Consider the following 22946-nt stretch of genomic DNA (forward strand, 5'->3'; position numbering starts at 1 on the left):
ACGAGGCCGACGACGTGATCGCCACGCTGGCGGTCCAGGCCGAGGCGCAGGGCTTCGAGGTGTCGATCGTCACCGGTGACCGGGACTCGTTCCAGCTGGTCAGCGACGCCGTCACGGTGCTGTATCCGACCAAGGGCGTCTCGGAGCTGACGCGCTTCACGCCGGAGAAGGTGCAGGAGAAGTACGGCCTGTCGCCCGCGCAGTACCCGGACTTCGCGGCGCTGCGCGGCGACCCGTCGGACAACCTGCCGGGCATCCCGGGTGTCGGCGAGAAGACCGCCGCGAAGTGGATCAACCAGTTCGGTTCGTTCGCGGAGCTGGTGGAGCGGGCCGACGAGGTCAAGGGCAAGGCCGGGCAGAACCTGCGCGACCACCTGGAGGCGGTCAAGCTCAACCGCCGCCTCACCGAGATGGTGCGCGACGTCGAGTTGACGACGGGCCCCGAGGGGCTGGTCCGGGAGGCGTACGACCTCACCGCGCTCGGCGGGCTGCTGGACCGCCTGGAGATCCGCAACCGGAGCCTGCGCGACCGGCTGTGGGGCACGGACCCGGCCGCGGTCGTCGAGGAGGCGGCCGAGGAGCTGGAGATCGAGCTCGACGGCCGCATGCTGGGCCAGGGCGAGCTGGCCGGCTGGCTGGCCGACATCCCGGCCGACGTGCCGGCCGCCGTGGTGGCCGGCTACGACTGGAAGCTCGGCTCGGGCGACGTCCACGAGGTGGCGCTGGCCCTGCCGGACGACCGGGCCTGCTGGTTCGTCCCGCAGGAGCTGTCCGAGGACGACGACCGGGCGTTCGCCGCCTGGCTCGCCGACGCGGACCGCCCCAAGGTGCTGCACATGGGCAAGCGCGTCGTCCGCGTCTTCGCCGAGCGAGGCTGGCGGGTCGAGGGCGTCACCATGGACACCGCCGTTGCCGCCTACCTGGACGAGCCGGGGTCCCGGCCGTTCGAGACGGACCCGCTCAACCGGCACCGGCAGAAGCGGGCCGGCAAGGTCCGGTTCAACAAGGGCAAGCGCCAGCTCACCGAGTTGGAGGTGCTCGTCGAGGACAAGCTCGGCCGGACCCTCCCGCGCGTCGACCCCGACAAGGCCGAGGCCGGCCAGCAGGCGTTCGACTTCGACGGCACGGCCGACAAGGAAGCCGCCGAGAAGCTGATGATCGAGGGCCGCGCGGTCCTCGACCTGGGCGTCTTCTACGAGCGGAAGCTCGCCGGGACGGGCGGCCTGGAGCTCATGCGCGACCTGGAGCTCCCCGTCGGCGACCTGCTCGTCGCCATGGAGCGCGAGGGCATCGCCGTCGACCGGGCCCGCCTGGAGCGGCTGTCCGAGGAGTACCTGGGCGAGATCGAGCAGGCCGTCGCCGAGGCGCACCGCGCCGCGGGCCGCGAGTTCAACCTCTCCTCGCCCAAGCAGCTCCAGGAGATCCTCTTCGAGGAGCTCGGCCTGCCCAAGACCAAGAAGATCAAGACCGGTTACACCACCGACGCCGACGCGCTGGCCTGGCTCGCCGCCCAGACGGAGAACGAGCTGCCGGTCGTCCTGCTGCGCCACCGCGACCGGGCCAAGCTCAAGACGACCGTCGACGGCCTGATCAACAACCTGGCGGCGGACGGCCGGATCCACACCACCTTCAACCAGATGGTGGCGGCCACCGGCCGGCTGTCCTCCACCGACCCCAACCTGCAGAACATCCCGGTGCGCACCGGTGACGGCAGCCGCATCCGCCGCTGCTTCGTGGTCGGCGAGGGCTTCGAGTCGCTGATGACGGCCGACTACAGCCAGATCGAACTGCGCGTCATGGCCCACCTGTCGGAGGACGAGGGCCTGATCGAGGCGTTCACCTCCGGTGAGGACCTGCACACCACGGTCGCCTCGCAGGTCTTCGGCGTGGCCAAGGCCGAGGTCGACCCGGAGATGCGCCGCAAGATCAAGGCCATGTCGTACGGGCTGGCGTACGGGCTGTCCGCGTTCGGCCTCTCGCAGCAGCTCGGGATCTCCCCGGGCGAGGCGGGCGGCCTGATGGACACCTACTTCGAGCGGTTCGGCGGCGTGCGCGACTACCTGCGCCGGGTCGTCGAGGAGGCCCGCGCCACCGGCTACACCGAGACGATGCACGGCCGCCGCCGCTACCTGCCGGACCTCAACAGCGACAACCGACAGCGCCGGGAGATGGCCGAGCGGATGGCGCTCAACGCGCCGATCCAGGGCACCGCCGCCGACATCGTCAAGGTCGCCATGCTGCGGGTGGCCGAGGCGCTGGAGAAGGAGCGGCTGGCCACCCGGATGCTGCTCCAGGTGCACGACGAAATCGTGCTGGAGGTCGCTCCGGGCGAGCGGGAGAAGGTCGAGGAGCTGGTGCGCCGGGAGATGGCCGGGGCCGTGAGCCTGCGGGCCCCGCTCGACGTGTCGGTGGGCGTCGGCGGCGACTGGGAGTCCGCCGCCCACTGAGCCGCCCGGCGAGAGCCGCCGCGTACCCGCCGCCCCCGGTACGACCACGTTTCGGGGGCGGCGGGTACGCGCGTTTCCGGGGAGACGGAAGTTTTTCCCGGGAGATCGGTGTGCGCACGCCCGTTCCGTGTCACACGATGGAGGGAAACCCGAACGGCCGGTTCCCCGGGGAGGGGGACCGCGGAGCAGAGGAGGCTCACCGTGAAGGAGAGTCCCGAGGACGCGTCCACGGCATCAGCGCCGCGGCGGCTCTACACCGGGAGTGAGCGACCCTTCGACCCCGAGGACCTGGTCATGGCCTCGGGGCACGACGTCACTCCGGAACGGGTGGAGGCCGCTCGGCGGCACATCGAGGAGAAGGGCGCGGCGGCGCTGGAGCGCTATCTGCCCTGACCGCCCCCGCCCGGCGCCCTCACCGGCGCCGGGCGTTGGCCCGCCGTGTGGGCTCCGCCGTCGACGGGTCCTCCGGCCAGGGGTGCCGCGGATAGCGGCCCCGCAGCTCGGCCCGGACCGCCCGGTAGCCCTCGCGCCAGAACGACGCCAGGTCCGCCGTCACCGCCGCCGGACGCCCCGCCGGGGACAGCAGGTGGACGAGGACGGGGACGCGCCCGCCGGCCACCGTCGGCGTCCGCTCCAGGCCGAACAGCTCCTGCAGCTTGACGGCCAGCACCGGCCGCCCGCTCGCGTAGTCCACCCGGATCCGCGAGCCGCTGGGCACCTCGATCCGCTCCGGAGCCAGCTCGGCCAGCCGGGCCGCCTCCCCGCCCGCCCACGGGAGCAGCCGCTCCAGGGCGGTCCGGGCGTCCACCCGCTCCAGGTCGGCGCGGCGCCGCGCCGCGTCCAGCTCCGGGCCCAGCCACGCCTCGGGTTCTCCCAGCAGCGCCTCGTCGGAGACGTCCGGCCAGGGGGCGCCCAGCTCGCGGTGGAGGAACGCGAGCCGCTCCCGCAGGCCCGTCGCCTCCGGGCTCCAGCGCAGCAGCCCCACACCCTCGGCCCGCAGCCCCTCCAGCAGGGCCGCGCGCAGCAGCCCGCGGTCGGGGGAGGCCAGCGGCCGGGACGCCAGTTCCACCGCGCCCAGGCGCGCCACGCGCCGGGCCACCACGTCACCGCGCTCCGCCGACCAGCCCACTTCCTCGGCCTCGGCGAACAGCGCCCCGGCGGTCGCCCGGGCCGTGTCCTCGTCGATCAGCGCGCCCAGCCGCACCCGCGCCGACGCCGCGGCGACCGGCCGGTCCGCCACGGCCACCGCGAGCCACGGCGCGCTGCGCAGCCGTGAGCCGTCGCCCAGGACGGCGCCGGTCCCCGACACCATTAGGAACGCGCCCTCGCCGCGTGCCCGCGCCACCCGCTCGGGGAACGCCAGCGCGGCGACCAGGCCCGCGGCGGCGTCGTCGGTGAGCGCGGCCCCAGCGGCCCCAGCGCCCCCGGCATCCCCCGGCTTCCCTTCGGCGACGCCGCGCAGCGAGGACTCCAGCCGCCGGGCCTCCGTCCGCCAGCGCGCGGAATAGGCGTCTCCGCCCCGGCGCACGGCCCGCCAGGCGGCCGCCAGGTCGTCGCCGTACTCGCGCGGCGGCTCCTCGCTCAGCAGCGCCACGATCTCGGCCGTGCGCCGCGCCCCCACCTCGGCGGCGCCGTCCAGCAGGGCCCGCGCCAGCCGCGGATGCACGCCCAGCCGGGCCATCCGGTGGCCGCGCGCGGTGGGGCGCCCGGCCGCGTCGACGGCGCCCGTGGCCGTCAGGACGGCGCGCGCGGCGGCCAGCGCTCCGGACGGCGGCGGGTCCAGCAGCGCCAGCCCGCTCGCGTCCGGGTCGCCCCAGCAGGCCGCCTGCAGCGCGAACGCCGCCAGGTCGGCGACCAGGATCTCCGGTGCGGGGAACGCGGCCAGCCGCGTCTCGTCGGCCTCCGACCAGCAGCGGTAGACCGTTCCCGGCGCCTCCCGCCCCGCGCGCCCCGCCCGCTGCCGGCCGGCCGCCCGGGACGCCCGGACGGTGGCCAGCGCGCTCAGCCCGCGCGCGTGGTCCGTGCGCGGCTCCCGGGCCAGCCCGGAGTCCACCACCACGCGGACGCCCGGCACGGTCAGGCTCGACTCCGCCACCGACGTCGCCAGCACCACCCGCCGCGTTCCCGACCCGCCCGACAGGACCGCCTCCTGCACCGCCGCCGGGGCCCGGCCGTGCACCTGGAGCACCTCGGCCCCGAGCCTCGCCGGGCCGCCCAGCAGCCCCGCGACCCGGGCGATCTCCCCGACACCGGGCAGGAAGCACAGCACGTCGCCCGCACGCTCCCGCAGCGCCCGCCGCACCACCGCGGCCACGTGCTCCAGCAGCACCGGGTCCACCCGCGTCCCGTGCGGCGGCCGCACCGCCCGCCCCGGCGGCGCCCACACCGTCTCCACCGGGTGCGACACGCCCTCGGCGGCGACCACCGGCGCGTCGCCGAGCAGCCGCGCCCACCCCTCGGCGTCGGTCGTCGCCGACGCGGCGACCAGCCGCAGCTCCGGCCGCAGCGCGGCCCGTACGTCCAGCAGGAACGCGGCCGCGGTGTCGGCGTCCAGGTGCCGTTCGTGGCACTCGTCGAGGACCACGACGTCGACCCCGGACAGCTCCTGGTCGCGCTGGAGCCGCTGGAGCAGCACACCCGTGGTCACCACCTCCACGACGGTCCCGGGCCCGACCCGGCGCTCCCCGCGCACCGTGAACCCGACGCGCCCCCCGGCCTCCTCGCCCAGCAGCCACGCCATCCGCCGGGCCGCCGCGCGGGCGGCGATGCGCCGCGGCTCGGCCACCAGGACCCGCCGGACCGGGCCCTCCGACCCCACCAGTCCCGCCAGCACCAGCGGGACCAGCGTCGTCTTGCCCGTGCCGGGCGGCGCGCAGAGCACGGCGGTGCCGTGCCCGTCCAGGGCGGAGACGAGCGCGGGCAGCGCGGCGCGGACGGGGAGCCGGTCGAGGACGTCGGTGCGGATCACGCGCACCAGTGTCGCCGACCCCGGGAAACGGACGGATCCGCACCCCGCCCACACCATTCCGGCCATGAGGTGACCGACTATCCGGAACGCGTTGATCCGTCCTCGGGGCGCTGTACATGCTGCTCGCCCCTGCCCGCGCGGGGACACCGGCGGCGGCCGAACGCCACCGTGTTTCCGCAGCTCAGCACGGGCGGAAGCGCCCGGGCCACAGAGGTCACCTTGTGAACGCCGCTCTCGCCACCCTCCCCGTCCTCGTCACCCTGGCCCTCCTCGCCCTGGGCGTGCGCGCGCTGTACGCCGCCCTGTCGGCCCTGACGACCGCGCTGGTCCTCACCGCCACGGCCTTCCGCACGCCCCTGGGCGAGCTCGGCGACGCCCACCTGCGCATGCTGCCCACCGTCGTCGAACTCGCGGCGATCCTCTTCGGCGGCATCCTGCTCAGCGAACTGATGACCCGCACCGGCGCCCAGGCGCGCATGGGCGAACGCCTCGCCGGCGCGTGCAGCTCACCGGGGCGCGCGGTGCTGCTGGTGACGCTGGGCGTCACCCCGTTCGCCGAGTCGCTGACGGGCTTCGGCATCGGGGTGATCGTCGCCATCCCGCTGCTGCGCCGGCTCGGCCTGCCCCCGGCCCGGGCCGCCGTGGCCGGCCTGCTCGGGCTGGTGACCGTCCCCTGGGGGTCCCTGGCACCGGGCAGCCTGGTCGCCGCGGAACTCGGCGACGTCGACTTCCAGCGGCTCGGCGTCGACTCCGCCCTGCTGTCCGCGCCCGTCTTCCTCATCTGCGGCGCCGCGGCCCTGACCGTCGCCCTCGGCGCCCGCCGCGCCCTGGCCTCGGCCGGCGACTTGGCCGTCGCCGTGATCGCGCTCTGGGCCACCGTCTGGGCCGTCGACACCTATGTGGGGGTGCCACCGGCCGGCGTCCTGGGCGGGCTCGTCACGATGGCCGCCCTCCTGCTGGTCTCCCGGCTGCGGGAGCGGAACACCTCCGGCGGCGAGCCGGTCGGGCGGGCGCTGTCCCCCTACGGGTTCCTGGTCGCGGGGCTGCTGCTGAGCCGTGCGGCGCTGGAGGCGGCCGGGATCAGCGAGGGCTGGTGGACGGTCGTGGCGGGTCCCGCCGGGTGGCTGCCGCTGACCGCCGTCCTCGCCCCGCGCCTGGTGGGCACCCGCGAGCCGGTGCTCGGCGGGGCCGCCCGCGCCGCGTTCGGCCGCTGGTGGCAGGTGACCCTGACGACCGTCGTCTTCCTCGCCCTGGGCACCCTGCTCACGGTCACCGGCATGAGCCGGGAGATCGCCGGGGCGTGCGCCTCGCTCGGCTCCTCGTACCTCTTCCTCGCGCCCTGGATCGGCGCGGTCGGCGGGTTCCTCGCCGGCTCCAACACCGGGGCCAACGCGATGTTCGCCGCCGGCCAGGCCGAGACCGCCCGGGCCCTCGGCCACTCCGCGGCCCACCTCGTCGCCGTGCAGAACGTCAGCGCCGCCCTGGCCTCCGGCGCCGCCGCCGCACGCGTCGCCCTGGCGGCGCAACTGGCGGAGAGCGCGCCGGGTCCCGCTTCCGTACGCCCCCGGGCCGCTGCCGTCCCGGCCGCCGCAGGCTCCTCGGTGGCGGCCGCCACGGTCGTGGAGACGGCCGCCGACACGCCGGTGGACACGCGCTGGGTGCTGCGCACGGTGCTCGGTGTGCACGCGCTGGTGTTCCTGACGACCGGGGTGATCGGCGTCCTCTGGGGCTGAAGCGGCGTGCTCCGGGGCTGAGCCGAGGCCGTCCGCTCAGTCCGTTCGCAAGCGAAGACTCAGTCCCGTTCGCAGACGAAGATCGCCGTGCCCGGGATCAGATGCCCGCGCAGCGGGGACCAGCCGCCCCACTCCTGGGTGTTCCAGTCCGGCCACTCCGGCTCGACCAGGTCGACCAGCCGGAACCCGCCCGCCACCACGTCCCGCACCCGGTCGCCGAGGGTCCGGTGGTGTTCCACGTAGACGGCACGTCCCGTTTCGTCCTGCTCCACGTAGGGGGTGCGGTCGAAGTAGGAGGCCGCGACGGACAGGCCCTCGGGGCCCGGCTCGTCCGGGAAGGCCCAGCGGATCGGGTGGGTGACGGAGAAGACCCAGCGGCCGCCGGGCCGCAGCACCCGGCGCACCTCGCGCATCACCCGCACCGGATCGGCCACGAACGGCACCGCGCCGTAGGCCGAGCAGGCCAGGTCGAAGGAGCCGTCCGCGAACGGCAGCGCGCCGGCGTCCGCCTCCACCAGGGGGATCCCGCCGCCGATCCGCAGGGCGTGCTGGAGCTGCCGGTGGGAGAGGTCCAGCGCCACCGGCCGGGCGCCCTGGGCGGCGAGCCAGCGGGAGCACTGGGCGGCCCCGGCGCCGATCTCCAGGACGTCCCGTCCGGCCAGGTCGGCGGCCGGGCCGAGCAGGCCGGCGTCCGCCTCGTCGAGCCCTTCCGGGCCCCACACGAAACGGTCGTCGCCGAGAAACTCCCCGTGCTCCTGCTGATACTCGTCGGCGTTTCCGTCCCACCAGCCTCGGCTGGCCCGGCTGCTCTCCGCGTCACCGGCGGTCCGCCTGGTCGCCTCGGGCTCGACGTGGTCGTACGTGTCTGGCGTCATCTGGGTGGTCGCGATCCCGGGGAGGTGGGGGTGGACGGTGCTTGGGGGTAACGTGTTCGGCCGCCGGGAGGCTTGGAAGGGCTTCCGCAACGCGAGTTGTGCCGGATTCGGAGCATTTTGTCCCTGGTGTGCGCCTTCGCGCATTGACCGTGTCCGGCTGCCCCCGTATGCTACAAGTTGCGCTGCGAGCCTGCGCGCCTCGGACCGAGCAGGCCGCTTTCGTACTTGTTGTATGTCCCCTCGGTTGTCGAGGCGCCTTCGGAGTCATCCGGAGAGTGCGCTTCTAAGCTGTCCGGCTTCGGCGGTGCGATATACGGGCTCATGGCGTAGCAGTACCTACGACTCAATGTCCGTACCGGAGCCCTTTCCCACATGACGAGCAGCACCGAGACCACCGCCACCACCCCGCAGGTTGCGGTCAACGACATCGGTAACGAGGAAGCCTTCCTCGCCGCGATCGACGAGACGATCAAGTACTTCAACGACGGCGACATCGTCGACGGCGTCATCGTGAAGGTCGACCGGGACGAGGTCCTGCTCGACATCGGTTACAAGACCGAAGGCGTCATCCCTTCCCGCGAGCTCTCGATCAAGCACGACGTCGACCCCAATGAGGTCGTCAGCGTCGGTGACCAGGTCGAGGCCCTCGTTCTCCAGAAGGAGGACAAGGAAGGCCGCCTGATCCTCTCGAAGAAGCGCGCCCAGTACGAGCGTGCCTGGGGCACCATCGAGAAGATCAAGGAAGAGGACGGGATCGTCACCGGTACCGTCATCGAGGTCGTCAAGGGTGGTCTCATCCTCGACATCGGCCTCCGCGGCTTCCTCCCGGCCTCCCTGGTCGAGATGCGCCGCGTCCGCGACCTCCAGCCCTACGTGGGCAAGGAGCTCGAGGCGAAGATCATCGAGCTGGACAAGAACCGCAACAACGTGGTCCTGTCCCGCCGCGCCTGGCTGGAGCAGACCCAGAGCGAGGTCCGCCAGACCTTCCTCACCACCCTCCAGAAGGGTCAGGTGCGCTCCGGCGTCGTCTCCTCCATCGTCAACTTCGGTGCCTTCGTGGACCTGGGTGGCGTCGACGGTCTCGTCCACGTCTCCGAGCTGTCCTGGAAGCACATCGACCACCCCTCCGAGGTCGTCGAGGTCGGCCAGGAGGTCACGGTCGAGGTCCTGGACGTCGACATGGACCGCGAGCGCGTCTCCCTGTCGCTCAAGGCCACCCAGGAAGACCCGTGGCAGCAGTTCGCCCGGACCCACCAGATCGGTCAGGTCGTCCCGGGTAAGGTCACCAAGCTCGTTCCCTTCGGTGCGTTCGTGCGCGTCGACGAGGGCATCGAGGGCCTGGTCCACATCTCCGAGCTGGCCGAGCGCCACGTGGAGATCCCGGAGCAGGTCGTCCAGGTCAACGACGAGATCTTCGTCAAGGTCATCGACATCGACCTCGAGCGCCGCCGCATCAGCCTCTCGCTGAAGCAGGCCAACGAGTCCTTCGGTGCCGACCCGTCCGTGGTCGAGTTCGACCCGACCCTGTACGGCATGGCCGCGTCCTACGACGACCAGGGCAACTACATCTACCCCGAGGGCTTCGACCCCGAGGCCAACGACTGGCTGCCGGGTTACGAGAAGCAGCGCGAGGAGTGGGAGCGCCAGTACGCCGAGGCGCAGCAGCGCTTCGAGCAGCACCAGGCGCAGGTCATCAAGTCCCGCGAGGCCGACGAGCAGGCCGCTGCCGAGGGTGCTGCCGCTCCGGCCGCCGCCTCCGGTGCCGGCAACGTCTCCGGCGGTTCGTACTCCTCGGAGTCGGCCGACACCTCCGGCGCCCTGGCGTCGGACGAGGCGCTGGCCGCCCTCCGCGAGAAGCTCGCCGGCGGCCAGAGCTGAGGCTCTGACCGGCCGCGGCTGACCGCAGGCTGACGTGAGGCCCGTTCCCCTTCGGGGGAGCGGGCCTCACGCGTGTTTCCGGGACCGTGCGGGGAATGGCCGGGGCGACCAAGAGCGTTCCCTCCCACAGAACATGAGGAGGAACGGTCACCGTGTTGGATCCGCAGGGTTTGTACGAATGGGAGCCCAAGGGGCTCGCCGTGGCCGACCTGGCCCTGGCTCAGGAAACCGCCGGCCTGGTCATGCTCTACCACTTCGAGGGGTACATCGACGCCGGAGCGACCGGCGAGCAGATCGTCGAGCGGCTGCTCGACCAGCTGCCGAACCAGGTCGTGGCCCGCTTCGACCACGACCGGCTCGTCGACTACCGGGCCCGCCGCCCGCTGCTGACCTTCCAGCGGGACCGCTGGAGCTCCTACGAGGCCCCCGCCATCGAGCTGCGGCTGGTGCAGGACGCCACCGGCGCGCCGTTCCTCCTGCTCTCCGGGCCGGAGCCGGACGTCGAGTGGGAGCGGTTCGCCGCCGCCGTACGGCAGTTGGTGGAGCGGCTGAACGTGCGTCTTTCGGTCAACTTCCACGGCATCCCGATGGGCGTGCCGCACACCCGGCCCGTCGGCATCACCCCGCACGGCAACCGCGCGGAGCTCGTCCCGGGAAACCGCGGGCACTTCGACGAGGCGCAGGTGCCCGGCAGCGCCGAGGCGCTCCTCGAGTATCGGCTGGCGGAGGCGGGCCACGACGTCCTGGGCATCGCCGCCCACGTCCCGCACTACATCGCCCGCTCGCCGTACCCGGACGCCGCGCTGGTCACCCTGGAGGCGATCACCTCGGCCACCGGCCTGGTGCTGCCCAACGCCGCGCACACGCTGCGCAGTCAGGCGCTGCGCACCCAGGAGGAGATCGAGCGGCAGGTCGCCGAGGGGGACGAGGAGCTGGTGGCGCTCGTCCGCGGGCTGGAGCACCAGTACGACGCGGTGGCCGGCGCGGAGACGCGCGGGAACCTCGTCGCCGAGCCGCTGGAACTGCCGTCCGCCGATGAACTCGGCGCGGAGTTCGAGCGGTTCCTCGCCGACCGGGAGGGCGAGGGCGGCCGGTGAACCGGCGGCCGATAGCGTGGGGCTCATGCTGAAGGTGGGTCTCACGGGCGGTATCGGTGCGGGGAAGAGCGAGGTGTCGCGCCGGCTGGCCGCGCACGGGGCGGTGGTCGTCGACTCGGACGTGATCGCCCGGGAGGTGGTGGCGCCGGGGACGCCCGGACTGGCCGCGGTGGTCGCCGAGTTCGGCCCCGGGGTGCTGGCCGCGGACGGCTCGCTGGACCGCCCCCGCCTCGGCGCGGTCGTCTTCGCCGACGCGGGGCGGCTGGCCGCGCTCAACGCCATCGTGCACCCGCTGGTACGGGCCCGGTCGGCCGAGCTGGAGGCCGCGGCGGCGCCGGACGCGGTCGTCGTGCACGACGTGCCGCTGCTGGTCGAGAACGGCCTCGCGCCGCTGTACGACGTGGTGGTCGTGGTCGACGCCCGGGAGGACACGCGGCTGGACCGGCTGGTGCGGCTGCGGGGCATGGCGCCGGAGGAGGCGCGGGCCCGGATGGCCGCCCAGGCCACGCGCGAGCAGCGGCTCGCGGCGGCCGACGTCGTGATCGCCAACGACGGCCCGGTGGCCGAGCTGGAGGCCCGGGTGGACGAGGTGTGGGCCGGGCTGTGCGCGCGGGCGGCCGAGCGGCGGGCATGAGGGCGAGCCGGGGAGCGCGGGGCGCGGGGCGCGGCCGGGAATAGGGCTTGACGCCCCGGCGTTGTGCGGGCGCATCCTCCCGGATCCTCCGGCATCCTCCGGGAGTACGACAGGGAAGGACCGTGCCCGTGGCCGAGCCGACACCCGAGACCCACGTCATCGACTTCCGCTCCGCCGAGCGGCTGCTGGACGCCCGCGACCCGCGCGGCGCCGTCAAGTTGCTGGACTCGGTCATCGCCTCCCATCCGGAGAACACCGCGGCCCGCCTGCTGCGGGCGCGCGCCTACTTCGCCGCCGCCCGGCTCCGGCCGGCCGAGCGGGAGTTCCAGCACGTGCTGGAACGCGAGCCGGACAACGCCTTCGCGCACTTCGCCCTGGCCCGGACCCTCGTGCGGGACGGCCGGCCGGAGGAGGCCGTACGGCACTTCCGGCTCGCCGCGGCGCTCGACCCCCGGCCGGACTTCGTGGCGGCGGCCCGCTTCGACGAAAAGGGCTGAGGCACGGGAGCGCGCGGTCAGGGGCTCGGGCCCGGCGGCCTCCCGTCGTCGAGCGGCTCGTACGGCGGGACGTCGCGGCCCGGCTGGTAGTGCGCGCCCTGGCGGATGTGGTGGATCACCACCGTCAGGTCGGCGAGCGTCACCAGGGCCAGCGCCGCGAAGGCCGCCGCCCAGCCGGGATGGCCGGTGAGGGCGAACAGCGCGGCGCCCGCGCCGGAGAACACCAGGCCGAGGACGGCCAGCCCGCAGCGTAGCCGCAACGGGCTGCGGGCCGTGAGGGGCTCGTTTCCCGTACGCATGGGCACCATCTCCCCACACCATCTCCCCTCCCAGGATCCACCCTCCGCGGCCGCCGGGGTCAGATCAGCTGCCGTATCTCGCCCCGGACGCGGTAGAAGCCCCCCGAGGCCGGGGCGAGGGCGTCGACGACGTAGCGGGCGCCCGCCCGGCGGATGTGGCGCGGGAACTGGACGTTCCAGGCGGGCTCGTAGCCGTCGGAGACCACGTGCACACGGAGCCGGCCGCCCTCCTGGACACACTCGACCACGACGCCGCCCGACGCCGGGACGGCCTCGACGGTGGCCACCGTGGTCGCCGGGGTGTAGGTGGGCAGGGCGGCGGCCGACTTGATGTCGCGCGGCACCGGGACGGTGCCGGAACGGGCGGCGGAGATCGCGGCGTCCGAGGCGTCCACGCAGACCAGGGAGCCGTCCGTGGTGACCATGTAGAGCCGCTCGTCCAGATACTGCATGGACAGCGCCGAGCCGCTGCCCGTGCCGAGCTTCCACAGGCGGGTGCCGTCGGCGTCGAAGCAGTAGACGGACGAGGAGTTGTCGCCCGCGAAGACGTACCGCCCGCCGGGGGCGGTGGCGCAGGAGTAGACGACGGCGTCGCAGCGGTAGGTGGCCTCGATCCGGCCCGTCGCCTTCGACAGCCGCTGCACGCTGCGCCGGGCGGTGCCCGCGTAGACGGAGCGGTCCTCCTGCCAGCCGAACAGGACCGGGCCGTCGGTCGCTGAGTGCCAGAGCCGGCCGCCGCCGTCGGGGGCGTAGGCGGTCACGCCCGCGGAGTGGCCGTGGTAGACGGCGTGCGCGTCCCGGCGGACCATCCACGCGTAGGTGCCGTCGCTCCGGCGCGACCACTGGTGCTCGTCCTCGTGGTCGATGACGGTCAGGCCACCGTCCCGGTCGGCCACGTTGAGTACGCCCTCGTGGATGTCCAGCCAGAAGATGTCGACGGAGGCCGTGACCTCGTAGGCCGCGAACGGGAGCTTGGACGACAGGTCGTAGACGGTGCCGTCGTCGCACCCGGCGTAGATCCAGAAGTCGTCCGCCACCAGGCACTTGACGCCGTCCGGCAGTCTGTAGCGGGCGAGGACCTCGCCGCCGTGGCCGAGTGTGAAGACGTCGCCGTCCTGGTTGCCGACCCAGCAGCGGTCCTCGTCGACGTGGATGCCGAAGGCCGCCGCGCCCGTGCGGAAGCGCCACAGCACCGGGGCGACCGCGCGGGCGGTCGAGGGGGCCGAGGCCACCTGGCGGCGCGTCACCGGGCGCGCCGCCCGGCCGCCCGGCTCGGCCGGGGCGTAGCCCTTGCGGACCTTCTCCCCGACCTTCTTCGCCGCGGCGGCCCGTGCCTTGTCCTCCGTGGCGAAGGACGACGTCTGCGTCTGCCCCGCCGCGCCGATCCGGCCGTAGCGGACGGTGACGGTCGTGCCGTCCACCGTCACCTCGTAGAACTTGTGCGCGCCGGCGCCCTCCTGCGAGAGCTCCAGGTAGGTGCGCTCGGACGCGCCGGACGCGGACGGTGTGACGGACATGGCAGGCCCCCTTCCCCGACGGCCTCGGACGGCCGCCCTTCACTGCCCGGAACGTTAGGGGGTACCACTGACAACGGGCCGTTTCCGCAGGTCAGGCCGCGTAGGTGAGGCCGCGCCGATCAGGCGGCGTCGGGGACGTCCGCCAGGGTGAGCGGTCCCTCCGCGTCCTCCTCCAGCGCGTCCGCGATCACGTGCGGCGCGTTGGTGATGATCGCGTCCACGCCGAGGTGCGCCAGGGCGACGGCGCGGTCGGGGTCGTCCACGGTCCAGGCGGAGACCTCCAGCCGCCGCCCGTGCGGGCCCTTGACCGCGTGCACGGACCGCACCCAGGCCGCGTCGACCTTCTTGTGGTCGGGGTTGATCTGGTCGGCGAACTTGGCGTAGTCGCGGAGTTCGGCGGGCTTCGGCGCGCCGAGGAAGCCGGTCTTCACGTCGGGGCGCAGGCCGTGGAAGGTCTTGAGGGAGGCGGCGTCGAAGCTCTGGACGACCAGCCGGCCGCCGACGTGCCGCCGGTCGAGCCAGCCGGTCCGGCGGAGCTCCGCGACCAGCTGGCGCTCGATGCCGGGGTACAGCTCGGGCGCCTTGACCTCCAGCAGCAGCTTCTGGCGGTTGTGGTCGACGCGCCGCAGGTAGCTGTCGAGGGTGGGGACGCGCTCGCCGGCGAAGCGGCGGTCGAACCAACTGCCCGCGTCCAGCTTGCGGATCTCGGCGAGGGTGAAGTCGCCGACCTTCCAGGGCGCCCGGCCGGGGAAGCGCTTCTTGACGTCGGTGGTGCGGGTGAGGGTGGTGTCGTGGATGACGACCAGCTTGCCGTCCTTGGTGCGCTGGACGTCGTTCTCGACCCAGCCGACGCCCAGCCGGGCGGCTCTGTCGATGGAGGCGAGGGTGTTCTCGGGGGCCTGGACCGGCACCCCGCGGTGCCCGATCGTCAGCGGCACCCGGGCGCGGGCCGTGGCGGCGGTGTCCGGTGCGGCGTCGGTGTCCGGCGCGGCCTCGGCGGCCGGTGCGACCAGGCCCAGCGCGACCGGGACGGTCACGGCCAGGCCCAGGAGGGTGCGGGTCACGGGGGAGGCGGGGCGGATGCGCATCGGGGCTCCTCGCGGCGTCCGGGGTGCCGGGCGCGGTGGCGCCCGGTCCATGGCGTACGGAGACGGCGTACGAAGACAGTCGTACCGGAAACCCCCGCCTCCGCGCAGCAGGAAGGACGGTCGGGCGGCAGATCGTCCGCCGGATCCTCACACCCCGTCCACCTGGGAAAACCGCAGGTGAGGGCCGCCGCACCGGCCGTTGTCAGTGGCAGGTCGTACGGTGGTTCCATGCGGCCCGTTTCCCACATCGAACGCAAGGTGGCGCCTTTCGAGGTCGTCAGCCCCTACCAGCCCAGCGGTGACCAGCCGACGGCCATCGCCGAGCTGGAGAAGCGCATCCGCGCGGGCGAGAAGGACGTCGTCCTGCTCGGCGCGACCGGTACCGGCAAGTCGGCGACCACGGCGTGGATGATCGAGAAGCTCCAGCGGCCGACGCTCGTCATGGCGCCCAACAAGACGCTCGCGGCACAGCTCGCCAACGAGTTCCGCGAGCTCCTGCCCAACAACGCGGTCGAGTACTTCGTCTCGTACTACGACTACTACCAGCCCGAGGCGTACGTCCCCCAGTCGGACACCTACATCGAGAAGGACTCCTCGATCAACGAGGAGGTGGAGCGGCTGCGCCACTCCGCGACCAACTCGCTGCTCACCCGGCGGGACGTGGTCGTGGTGGCCTCCGTGTCCTGCATCTACGGCCTGGGCACGCCCCAGGAGTACGTGGACCGCATGGTCCCGCTCAAGGTCGGCGAGGAGATCGACCGGGACGAGCTGCTGCGCCGCTTCGTGGAGATCCAGTACACGCGCAACGACCTGGCCTTCACCCGCGGCACCTTCCGGGTGCGCGGGGACACCATCGAGATCTTCCCGGTCTACGAGGAACTGGCCGTCCGCATCGAGATGTTCGGCGACGAGATCGAGGCGCTGTCCACGCTGCACCCGCTGACCGGCGAGGTCATCTCCGACGACCGGGAGCTGTACGTCTTCCCCGCCAGCCACTACGTCGCCGGCCCCGAGCGGATGGAGAAGGCCATCGCCGGGATCGAGGCGGAGCTGGAGGAGACCCTGGCGCGCATGGAGAAGCAGGGCAAGCTGCTGGAGGCCCAGCGGCTGCGCATGCGCACCACGTACGACATCGAGATGATGCGTCAGATCGGCTCCTGCTCCGGCATCGAGAACTACTCGCTGCACATGGACGACCGCGAGCCCGGCTCCCCGCCCAACACCCTGCTGGACTTCTTCCCCGACGACTTCCTCCTGGTCATCGACGAGTCGCACGTCACCGTGCCGCAGATCGGCGCCATGTACGAGGGCGACGCCTCCCGCAAGCGGACGCTGGTCGAGCACGGCTTCCGGCTGCCGTCCGCCATGGACAACCGGCCGCTGAAGTGGGAGGAGTTCACCGAGCGCATCGGGCAGACCGTCTACCTGTCCGCGACGCCCGGCAAGTACGAGCTGGCGAAGGGCGACGGCTACGTCGAGCAGATCATCCGGCCCACCGGGCTGGTCGACCCGGAGGTCGTCGTCAAGCCGACCGAGGGCCAGATCGACGACCTGGTGCACGAGATCCGCGAGCGCACCGAGAAGGACGAGCGGGTCCTGGTGACGACGCTCACCAAGAAGATGGCCGAGGACCTGACGGACTACTTCCTGGAGCTCGGCATCCAGGTGCGCTACCTGCACAGCGACGTCGACACCCTGCGCCGCATCGAGCTGCTGCGCGAGCTGCGGGCCGGCGAGTACGACGTGCTGGTGGGCATCAACCTGCTGCGCGAGGGCCTCGACCTGCCCGAGGTGTCGCTGGTGGCGATCCTCGACGCCGACAAGGAGGGCTTCCTGCGCTCCGGCACGTCGCTGATCCAGACCATCGGCCGCGCGGCGCGCAACGTCTCCGGCCAGGTGCACATGTACGCCGACAAGATCACTCCGGCGATGGAGAAGGCCATCGAGGAGACCAACCGGCGCCGCGCCAAGCAGATCGCGTACAACAAGGAGCGGGGCATCGACCCGCAGCCGCTGCGGAAGAAGATCGGTGACATCGTCGCCACCATCGTCCGCGAGGAGATCGACACCCAGGAGCTGCTGGGCACGGGCTACCGGAAGCCGGCGGAGGGCAAGGACGGCGAGAAGAAGGGGAAGGCCCCCGTCCCGACGGCCGCCGGCGGCGGCAAGAAGGGCAAGGCCAAGGCGGCCGTCGCGACCGACCGGCCGGCGGCGGAACTGGCCCAGCTCATCGAGGACATGACGGACCGCATGCGGGCGGCCGCCGCGGAGCTCCAGTTCGAGGTCGCCGCGCGGCTGCGGGACGAGGTGGGCGAGCTCAAGAAGGAGCTGCGGCAGATGAAGGAGGCGGGGGTCTCCTGACGGTGCGTCCGCGCCACCGGCCCCGCGCGAAGCGCGTCCCGGAGCCGGCGGTGCGGAAGCCGCTGTTCCTTTGTCCGGAAAAGCCCGGCGGAGATGTTGCAAGACCGCCACAAACCGACCTGGGTGGAGCGGTCGGGAGCGGGAGTGCATAGGGTCGTTCCCATGCGCCGCGCACGCGCGCGGCGTTCCGGGGGACGCACCGTACGACGGTGGCCGAACGACGACACGAGAAGGGACCGCGCGTGACAGTCAACTTGTCCAAGGGTCAGGGCATCAGCCTGCAGAAGGCCGGCGGGGGGAGCCTGACCGCGGTGCGGATGGGGCTGGGCTGGAAGTCGGCCCCGCGCCGGGGACTGTTCAGGTCGCGCACCAAGGAGATCGACCTCGACGCCTCCGCGAGCATGTTCGCCGACGGCCAGCACATCGACGACGTCTGGTTCAACCACCTGGTGAGCCACGACGGTTCGGTGCGGCACACCGGGGACAACCTGGTCGGCGGCGCCGGCACCGGCGGTGACGACGAGACGATCCTGGTCGACCTCGACCGGGTGCCCGTCCACGTCGACCAGATCGTCTTCGCGGTGAACTCGTTCAGCGGACAGACCTTCTCCGAGATCGCCAGCGCCCACTGCCGACTGGTCGACGACAACACCGGCGAGGAGCTCGCCCGCTACACGCTCGACGGCGGCGGCCCGTACACCGCGCAGATCATGGCGAAGGTCCACCGCGTGGGCGGCGGCTGGCAGATGACGGCCATCGGCACCCCGTCCAACGGCCGGACGATCCACGACCTCTACCCGGTGATCGCGACCATCCTGTAGGCCGCCGCCGGAGGGCGGGTCCGACGGGGCGGACACGGAAGCACGGACAGTACGGACGGTACGGACGGTAGGGAACGGCCCGGTGGCACGGCGCCACCGGGCTTCTGCGACGCACAGGACGGACGAGGGGGAGCAGGGCGATGACGGCCGAGCTGGTACGGGGGCAGAACCACCCGCTGACCGAGAGCCGGGTGGAGATCCGGGTCTCGGCGGGGGATCCGGTGGTGGTGGCGGCCGCGTTCGGCGGCGCGGACGGCAGGGTCGCCGACGCCGGTCAGGTCGCGCGCCCCGGCTCCCCGCGGCTGCCGGGAGTGGAGGCGCCGGCCGGTGTGGCCCCGGTGCAGCGGCTCTCCGTCGACCTGGACGCCCTGCCCGACGCGGTGCACCGCGTGCACGTCCTGCTCGCCCTGCCGCCCGGCGGCCGCGGACCCGCCCGGTTCGGGGCGACGGCCGCGCCGTTCCTCGCCCTGTCCGGGGCCGGCGGTGCGGACGTCGCCAGCTTCACCGTCACCGAACTCGACAGCGAGACCGCCCTGGTGGCCCTGGAGCTCTACCGGCGCCAGGGCGCCTGGCGGGTCCGGGCCGTCGGCCAGGGCTACGCCGGCGGCCTCGCCGAACTCTTCCGCGACCTCGGGGTGGACCGCGCCGCCGAGCTCGCCGCGGGCGTCGAGGCGGAGGCGGCCGGGAGCGCGGCCGTGCTCTCGGCACCGCAGCCCTCGGCGCGGCACGCCGGCAGCGGTGGCCGGCACGGCGGGACGGCGGTGGACTGGCCCGCCGAACCCGCCACCCCGGAAGCGGCGTCGCCCGCCGCCGCGTCGCAGCCCGTCCCCGCGTCCGAGACCCCGTCCCCGGCCGGGCCCGTCGACTACCGGCACCCGCGCCGCCGGGCCACCGAGCCCCCGCAGCCCGCTCCCGCCACCCCGGAAGCCCGGCCGGGGACGCCGCCGGAGCCCGTGGCCGGCGACGCCGCCGGCTGGACGATGGAGGAGCGCCTCTACAACCAGGTGTGGGGCATGTTCGAGGACCTCGCCCGGAGCACCGCCGCGTACCGCAGCGCGGTCGGCTTCGCCGAGTCGCGCCTGGAGAAGGAGCTCGACCGGGTGCTCTCCGACCCCGCCACGCGGGTCGGCCCGGCCGCCGACGCGGCCCGCGAGGAGGCGCGCGCCAAGCACGGCGGCCTCGTGGAGCAGGCCCGCGCGGTACTCGACCGCGACCTCGCCCAGCTCACCGCCGAGGCCGAGGTCGTCGAGCACGCCCTGCCGCCGGCCCTCGCCCGCTGGGACAGCCCCGTCTGGCACGCCTACCAGGCGCCGCTGGAGACGCCGATGGCGCTGCGCCTGGGCGATCTGCACCTGCCGGAGCGGCGGGGCCTGCGCATCCCCATGCTGGTCCGGCTGCCGCTCCAGCGCGGCCTGTGGGTCGACTGCGGCCGGGCGACCGGCTCGGGCACGGACATGGCGGACCCGGCCGAGCTGCGCCGGCTGGCCATGGACTGCGCGGTGGCGCACGCCGCGCGGATGCTGGCGGTGCACCCCGTGGGCGAGTTCGGCGTGCACGTCCTCGACCCTGCCGGGTCGGGCGCGGCGGCCCTGGCCCCGCTCGTCGAGAACGGGGTGCTGGCGCGGCCTCCGGCGGCCGGGGCGCAGGGGGTCTCCGCCGTCCTGACCGAGCTGACGCGACGTGTCGACCTGGTGCAGATGGCGGTCCGCAGCGGGGCCGCCGACGCGCTGCCGCCCGACCTGGACACGGCCGAGCAGCTGCTGATCGTCAACGACTTCCCGCACGGCTTCGACGACCGGGCGGTCACACAGTTGCGCTACCTCGCGGACGAGGGCCCCGCCGTGGGCGTGCACCTGATGATGGTGGCCGACCGGGAGGACTCGCGCGGCTTCGGGCCCGTCCTCGACCCGCTGTGGCGCTCGCTGCTGCGGATCACGCCGGTGCCCGACGACCACCTCGCCGATCCGTGGGTCCGGCACGCCTGGACGTACGAGCCGTCGCTGGCGCCGGCGGGCAGCGATGTGGTCCGGCAAGTGCTGTGGCAGGTGGGGCAGGCGAGGCGGGCCTACGGACTCTGAAGGCGGCCTAGGGAGCCACCTAGGCGCGGCCTTTGGCGGGCCTTTGGGGTTCTCTTTACTCTTTCTTGGTGCTTCCTGTACCGTTTCTGGTGCGGAGGCGCCCTGGTGTGCACCAGGCGAGTGGAAGGGGCCTCCGGCAGCGACGACGCTGGAAGTTGCCGTACGAGATGCCGGAGGTCCGATGGATGTCTCCCTCACGCTGTGGCTGGTGACGGTCGCCGGTCTGTGCGCCCTGATCGCCGCCGACTTCTTCATCGGCGGCCGGAAGCCGCATGAGGTCTCCCTCAAGGAGGCCGGCACCTGGACGGTCGTCTGGATCGTCCTCGCCGCCCTGTTCGGCCTGGGCCTGTTCTTCCTGGGCGGCGGGCAGCCCGCGGGCGAGTTCTTCGCCGGCTACATCACCGAGAAGTCGCTGAGCGTCGACAACCTCTTCGTCTTCGTCCTGATCATGGGCAAGTTCGCGGTGCCGGCCGTCTACCAGCAGCGGGTGCTGATGGTCGGCGTGCTCATCGCCCTCGTCCTGCGGGCCGTGTTCATCGGCGCGGGCGCGGCGATCATCGCCAACTTCTCCTGGGTCTTCTACATCTTCGGCGCGTTCCTCGTCTGGACCGCGTGGAAGCTGATCCAGGAGGCGCGGTCGGACGACGAGGAGGAGGAGTTCGAGGAGAACCGCTTCCTGAAGGCGGTCGAGCGGCGCTTCCCCTCCACGGACCGGTACCACGGCACCAAGCTCTTCGTCGTGGAGGGGGGACGCCGCCTGATGACGCCGATGCTGATCGTCATGCTGGCGATCGGCACGACCGACGTCCTCTTCGCCCTGGACTCAATTCCGGCGATCTTCGGTCTGACGCAGGACGCGTACATCGTCTTCACGGCCAACGCCTTCGCCCTCATGGGCCTGCGCCAGCTGTACTTCCTGATAGGCGGCCTGCTGCGGAAGCTGGTCCACCTCTCGTACGGGCTGTCGGTGATCCTCGGCTTCATCGGCGTCAAGCTGGTGCTGCACGCCCTCCACGAGAGCGGGGTGGCGGTGCCCGAGATCAGCATCCCGGTCTCGCTCGGCGTCATCTGCGCGGTGCTCGCGGTCACCACCGTCACCAGCCTGCGCGCCTCCGCGAAGGCCGAGCGGGCCGGCGCCGCGGGGAGCCGGGAGCGCGCGGACGTCCACACGGACGTCTGAGCCGACGCGTTCCCAGGTGGCCGCGCCGTTCCGCGGGCCGGGGAGCCAGGTCCCGGACGCGGTCCCCAGCGTGGCCTCCGGGGCGGCGTCCGGCGCCTCCGCGGCCCCCGGCGCCTCCGCGGCCCCCAGCGCCTCCGTGGCCCCCTGCACCTCCGCGGGCTCCGGCCGGGTCTCCGGCAGCAGGACGAAGCAGACGAGGCTGAGCAGCGCTACGGCGATCAGATAGCCGGCCACGCCCCACGGAGGCCCGTCCCCGCGGGTGAGCCCGGTGGCGGCCAGCGGGGTGGCGGCGCCGCCCAGGACGCCCGCGAGGTTGTAGCCGACCGTGGCGCCCGTGCAGCGCACCCGGGCCGCGTAGAGCTCCGGCAGATAGGCGCCGACCACGGCGAACGAGATCATGAAGGCCAGCATCCCGACGACGAAGCCCACCGTCATCAGCACCGGGTTCCCCGTGTGCAACAGGGCGACCAGCGGGACCATCCACAGCGCGACGGCGACGCAGCCGGCCACGCACAGCGGGCGCCGTCCGACGCGGTCGCCGAGCAGGGCCAGCGGCGGGGTGGCGATCCCCGAGGCGAGGACCGCGACCATGACGCAGCCGAGCATCACGGGGCGGTCGACGCCGAGCCGCTCGGTGCCGTAGGTCAGCGCCCAGGTGGTGATCGTGTAGTAGACGGCGTAGCCGACGGCCAGGCCGCCCGCGGTGAGCAGGACCAGCCGCCAGTGGTCGCGCACCACCTCGGCGATCGGCAGCCGGGCCGGTTCCCCGGCGGCCGCCGCCCGGAACTCGGGGGACTCGCTGACCCGGTTCCGCAGCAGCATGCCCCCGACCGCCAGCACGCCGGCCACCCAGAAGGGCACCCGCCAGCCCCAGGAGCGGAACTGCGCGTCGGTGAGTCCGACGGAGAGGGCGAGGGTGATGCCGTTGGCGAGCAGGAAACCCAGCGGCGGGCCGAGCTGAGGGAAGCAGGCCCACAGCGCACGGCGGTGCGGGGGAGCGTGCTCGGCGGTGAGCAGCACCGCGCCGCCCCACTCCCCGCCGAGTCCGAGCCCCTGGAGGAAGCGCAGGACGAGGAGGAGCAGCGGGGCGGCGGCGCCGATCGCGGCGTACGGCGGCACCAGCCCGACGGCGACGGTGGCGACGCCGGTCAGCAGCAGGGAGAGGACGAGGACGGGGCGCCGGCCGTAGCGGTCGCCGACGTGGCCGAAGAGCACGGATCCCAGCGGGCGGGCGATGAAGCCCACGCCGAAGGTGCCGAACGCCGCCAGGGTGCCCATCAGGGGCGAGACGGTGGGGAAGAAGAGGGGGCCGAGCACCAGCGCCGCCGCCGTGCCGTAGGCGAAGAAGTCGTAGAACTCGATGGCCGTCCCGGCGAGGGAGGCGGTCGCCAGGCGCAGCATGGCGGCGGGGGCGGTCGATGGGGGAGGGACGGGAGGGGCGGGAGAACCGGTGGGGGAGCCGTCACGGTGCAT

16 protein-coding genes and 1 pseudogene are annotated in these 22946 nt (G+C 73.4%); 11 read left to right on the forward strand and 6 right to left on the reverse strand.

The annotated features are described in order from the left end of the window. Positions 1–2447: DNA polymerase I (gene polA, locus JNW98_RS09650; protein WP_223767715.1), on the forward strand; the 2447-nt coding region annotated here is incomplete at its 5' end. A 201-nt stretch (positions 2448–2648) separates the two neighbouring features. Beyond that, positions 2649–2840 (forward strand): hypothetical protein, encoded by a 192-nt coding sequence (locus tag JNW98_RS09655; protein WP_223767716.1) that lies wholly within the window; start codon positions 2649–2651, stop codon positions 2838–2840. Positions 2841–2859: 19 nt separating this feature from the next. Here JNW98_RS09655 and hrpB read toward each other — a convergent pair whose 3' ends face one another. Then, positions 2860–5415, reverse strand: coding sequence for an ATP-dependent helicase HrpB (hrpB, locus tag JNW98_RS09660; RefSeq protein WP_223767717.1), 2556 nt, complete (start codon positions 5413–5415; stop codon positions 2860–2862). 221 nt (positions 5416–5636) lie between these two features. Between hrpB and JNW98_RS09665 the strand changes: the two genes are divergently transcribed. Further along, positions 5637–7148 (forward strand): L-lactate permease, encoded by a 1512-nt coding sequence (locus JNW98_RS09665; RefSeq protein ID WP_223767718.1) that lies wholly within the window; start codon positions 5637–5639, stop codon positions 7146–7148. A gap of 59 nt (positions 7149–7207) precedes the next feature. Here JNW98_RS09665 and JNW98_RS09670 read toward each other — a convergent pair whose 3' ends face one another. Next, complete coding sequence (locus tag JNW98_RS09670; RefSeq protein WP_223767719.1) at positions 7208–8023, reverse strand: class I SAM-dependent methyltransferase; 816 nt, start codon at positions 8021–8023, stop codon at positions 7208–7210. Between the two features lie 372 nt (positions 8024–8395). Between JNW98_RS09670 and rpsA the strand changes: the two genes are divergently transcribed. The 4 genes from rpsA (at position 8396) to JNW98_RS09690 (ending at position 12129) form a co-directional block, all read left to right on the forward strand. Then, positions 8396–9901 carry a 30S ribosomal protein S1 gene (gene rpsA, locus JNW98_RS09675; RefSeq protein ID WP_185943698.1) on the forward strand — a complete coding sequence of 502 codons (1506 nt, stop codon included), beginning with the start codon at positions 8396–8398 and terminating at the stop codon, positions 9899–9901. A gap of 152 nt (positions 9902–10053) precedes the next feature. Next, complete coding sequence (locus JNW98_RS09680) at positions 10054–10998, forward strand: PAC2 family protein (RefSeq protein ID WP_223767720.1); 945 nt, start codon at positions 10054–10056, stop codon at positions 10996–10998. Between the two features lie 25 nt (positions 10999–11023). Then, positions 11024–11632 (forward strand): dephospho-CoA kinase, encoded by a 609-nt coding sequence (coaE, locus tag JNW98_RS09685; RefSeq protein WP_223767721.1) that lies wholly within the window; start codon positions 11024–11026, stop codon positions 11630–11632. Positions 11633–11760: 128 nt separating this feature from the next. Beyond that, entirely contained in the window at positions 11761–12129 is a 369-nt protein-coding gene (locus JNW98_RS09690) for a tetratricopeptide repeat protein (RefSeq protein ID WP_223767722.1), read from the forward strand. 17 nt (positions 12130–12146) lie between these two features. Here the strand turns inward: JNW98_RS09690 and JNW98_RS09695 are convergent, their stop codons facing one another. The 3 genes from JNW98_RS09695 to JNW98_RS09705 form a co-directional block, all read right to left on the reverse strand. After that, positions 12147–12428, reverse strand: a complete 282-nt coding sequence (locus JNW98_RS09695; protein WP_223767723.1) for a DUF6343 family protein — start codon at positions 12426–12428, stop codon at positions 12147–12149. A gap of 59 nt (positions 12429–12487) precedes the next feature. Beyond that, positions 12488–13945 carry a WGR domain-containing protein gene (locus tag JNW98_RS09700; protein ID WP_223767724.1) on the reverse strand — a complete coding sequence of 486 codons (1458 nt, stop codon included), beginning with the start codon at positions 13943–13945 and terminating at the stop codon, positions 12488–12490. Between the two features lie 119 nt (positions 13946–14064). Beyond that, positions 14065–15033 (reverse strand): glycerophosphodiester phosphodiesterase, encoded by a 969-nt coding sequence (locus JNW98_RS09705; RefSeq protein ID WP_223767725.1) that lies wholly within the window; start codon positions 15031–15033, stop codon positions 14065–14067. Positions 15034–15261: 228 nt separating this feature from the next. Here JNW98_RS09705 and uvrB point away from each other — a divergent pair, with 228 nt between their 5' ends. The 4 genes from uvrB (at position 15262) to JNW98_RS09725 (ending at position 21473) form a co-directional block, all read left to right on the forward strand. Further along, a complete protein-coding gene (gene uvrB, locus JNW98_RS09710; protein WP_263420588.1) occupies positions 15262–17394 on the forward strand; it encodes an excinuclease ABC subunit UvrB in 2133 nt (710 codons plus the stop codon). Between the two features lie 242 nt (positions 17395–17636). Next, complete coding sequence (locus JNW98_RS09715; protein WP_223767726.1) at positions 17637–18215, forward strand: TerD family protein; 579 nt, start codon at positions 17637–17639, stop codon at positions 18213–18215. Positions 18216–18355: 140 nt separating this feature from the next. After that, the gene (locus JNW98_RS09720) at positions 18356–20293 is read left to right on the forward strand and encodes a TerD family protein (protein WP_223767727.1); all 1938 of its coding nucleotides are present in this window, start codon (positions 18356–18358) and stop codon (positions 20291–20293) included. A gap of 181 nt (positions 20294–20474) precedes the next feature. Continuing rightward, entirely contained in the window at positions 20475–21473 is a 999-nt protein-coding gene (locus JNW98_RS09725; RefSeq protein WP_223767728.1) for a TerC family protein, read from the forward strand. A 153-nt stretch (positions 21474–21626) separates the two neighbouring features. Here JNW98_RS09725 and JNW98_RS09730 read toward each other — a convergent pair. Next, positions 21627–22874: pseudogene (locus JNW98_RS09730) on the reverse strand (MFS transporter); the annotation flags it as partial. Positions 22875–22946: the final 72 nt, after the last annotated feature.

The sequence above is a fragment of the Streptomyces huiliensis genome (genome assembly GCF_020037025.1).
In the GTDB taxonomy this organism is placed as follows: Bacteria; Actinomycetota; Actinomycetes; order Streptomycetales; family Streptomycetaceae; genus Streptomyces; species Streptomyces huiliensis.

Excerpts from the sequence above, each read along its gene's own strand:
- JNW98_RS09670 (WP_223767719.1), bottom strand. The coding sequence starts at position 8,023 with ATGACGCCAGACACGTACGACCACGTCGAGCCCGAGGCGACCAGGCGG.
- rpsA (WP_185943698.1), top strand. The coding sequence starts at position 8,396 with ATGACGAGCAGCACCGAGACCACCGCCACCACCCCGCAGGTTGCGGTC.
- coaE (WP_223767721.1), top strand. The coding sequence starts at position 11,024 with ATGCTGAAGGTGGGTCTCACGGGCGGTATCGGTGCGGGGAAGAGCGAG.
- JNW98_RS09695 (WP_223767723.1), bottom strand. The coding sequence starts at position 12,428 with ATGCGTACGGGAAACGAGCCCCTCACGGCCCGCAGCCCGTTGCGGCTA.
- JNW98_RS09700 (WP_223767724.1), bottom strand. The coding sequence starts at position 13,945 with ATGTCCGTCACACCGTCCGCGTCCGGCGCGTCCGAGCGCACCTACCTG.
- JNW98_RS09705 (WP_223767725.1), bottom strand. The coding sequence starts at position 15,033 with ATGCGCATCCGCCCCGCCTCCCCCGTGACCCGCACCCTCCTGGGCCTG.
- uvrB (WP_263420588.1), top strand. The coding sequence starts at position 15,262 with ATGCGGCCCGTTTCCCACATCGAACGCAAGGTGGCGCCTTTCGAGGTC.
- JNW98_RS09720 (WP_223767727.1), top strand. The coding sequence starts at position 18,356 with ATGACGGCCGAGCTGGTACGGGGGCAGAACCACCCGCTGACCGAGAGC.
- JNW98_RS09725 (WP_223767728.1), top strand. The coding sequence starts at position 20,475 with ATGGATGTCTCCCTCACGCTGTGGCTGGTGACGGTCGCCGGTCTGTGC.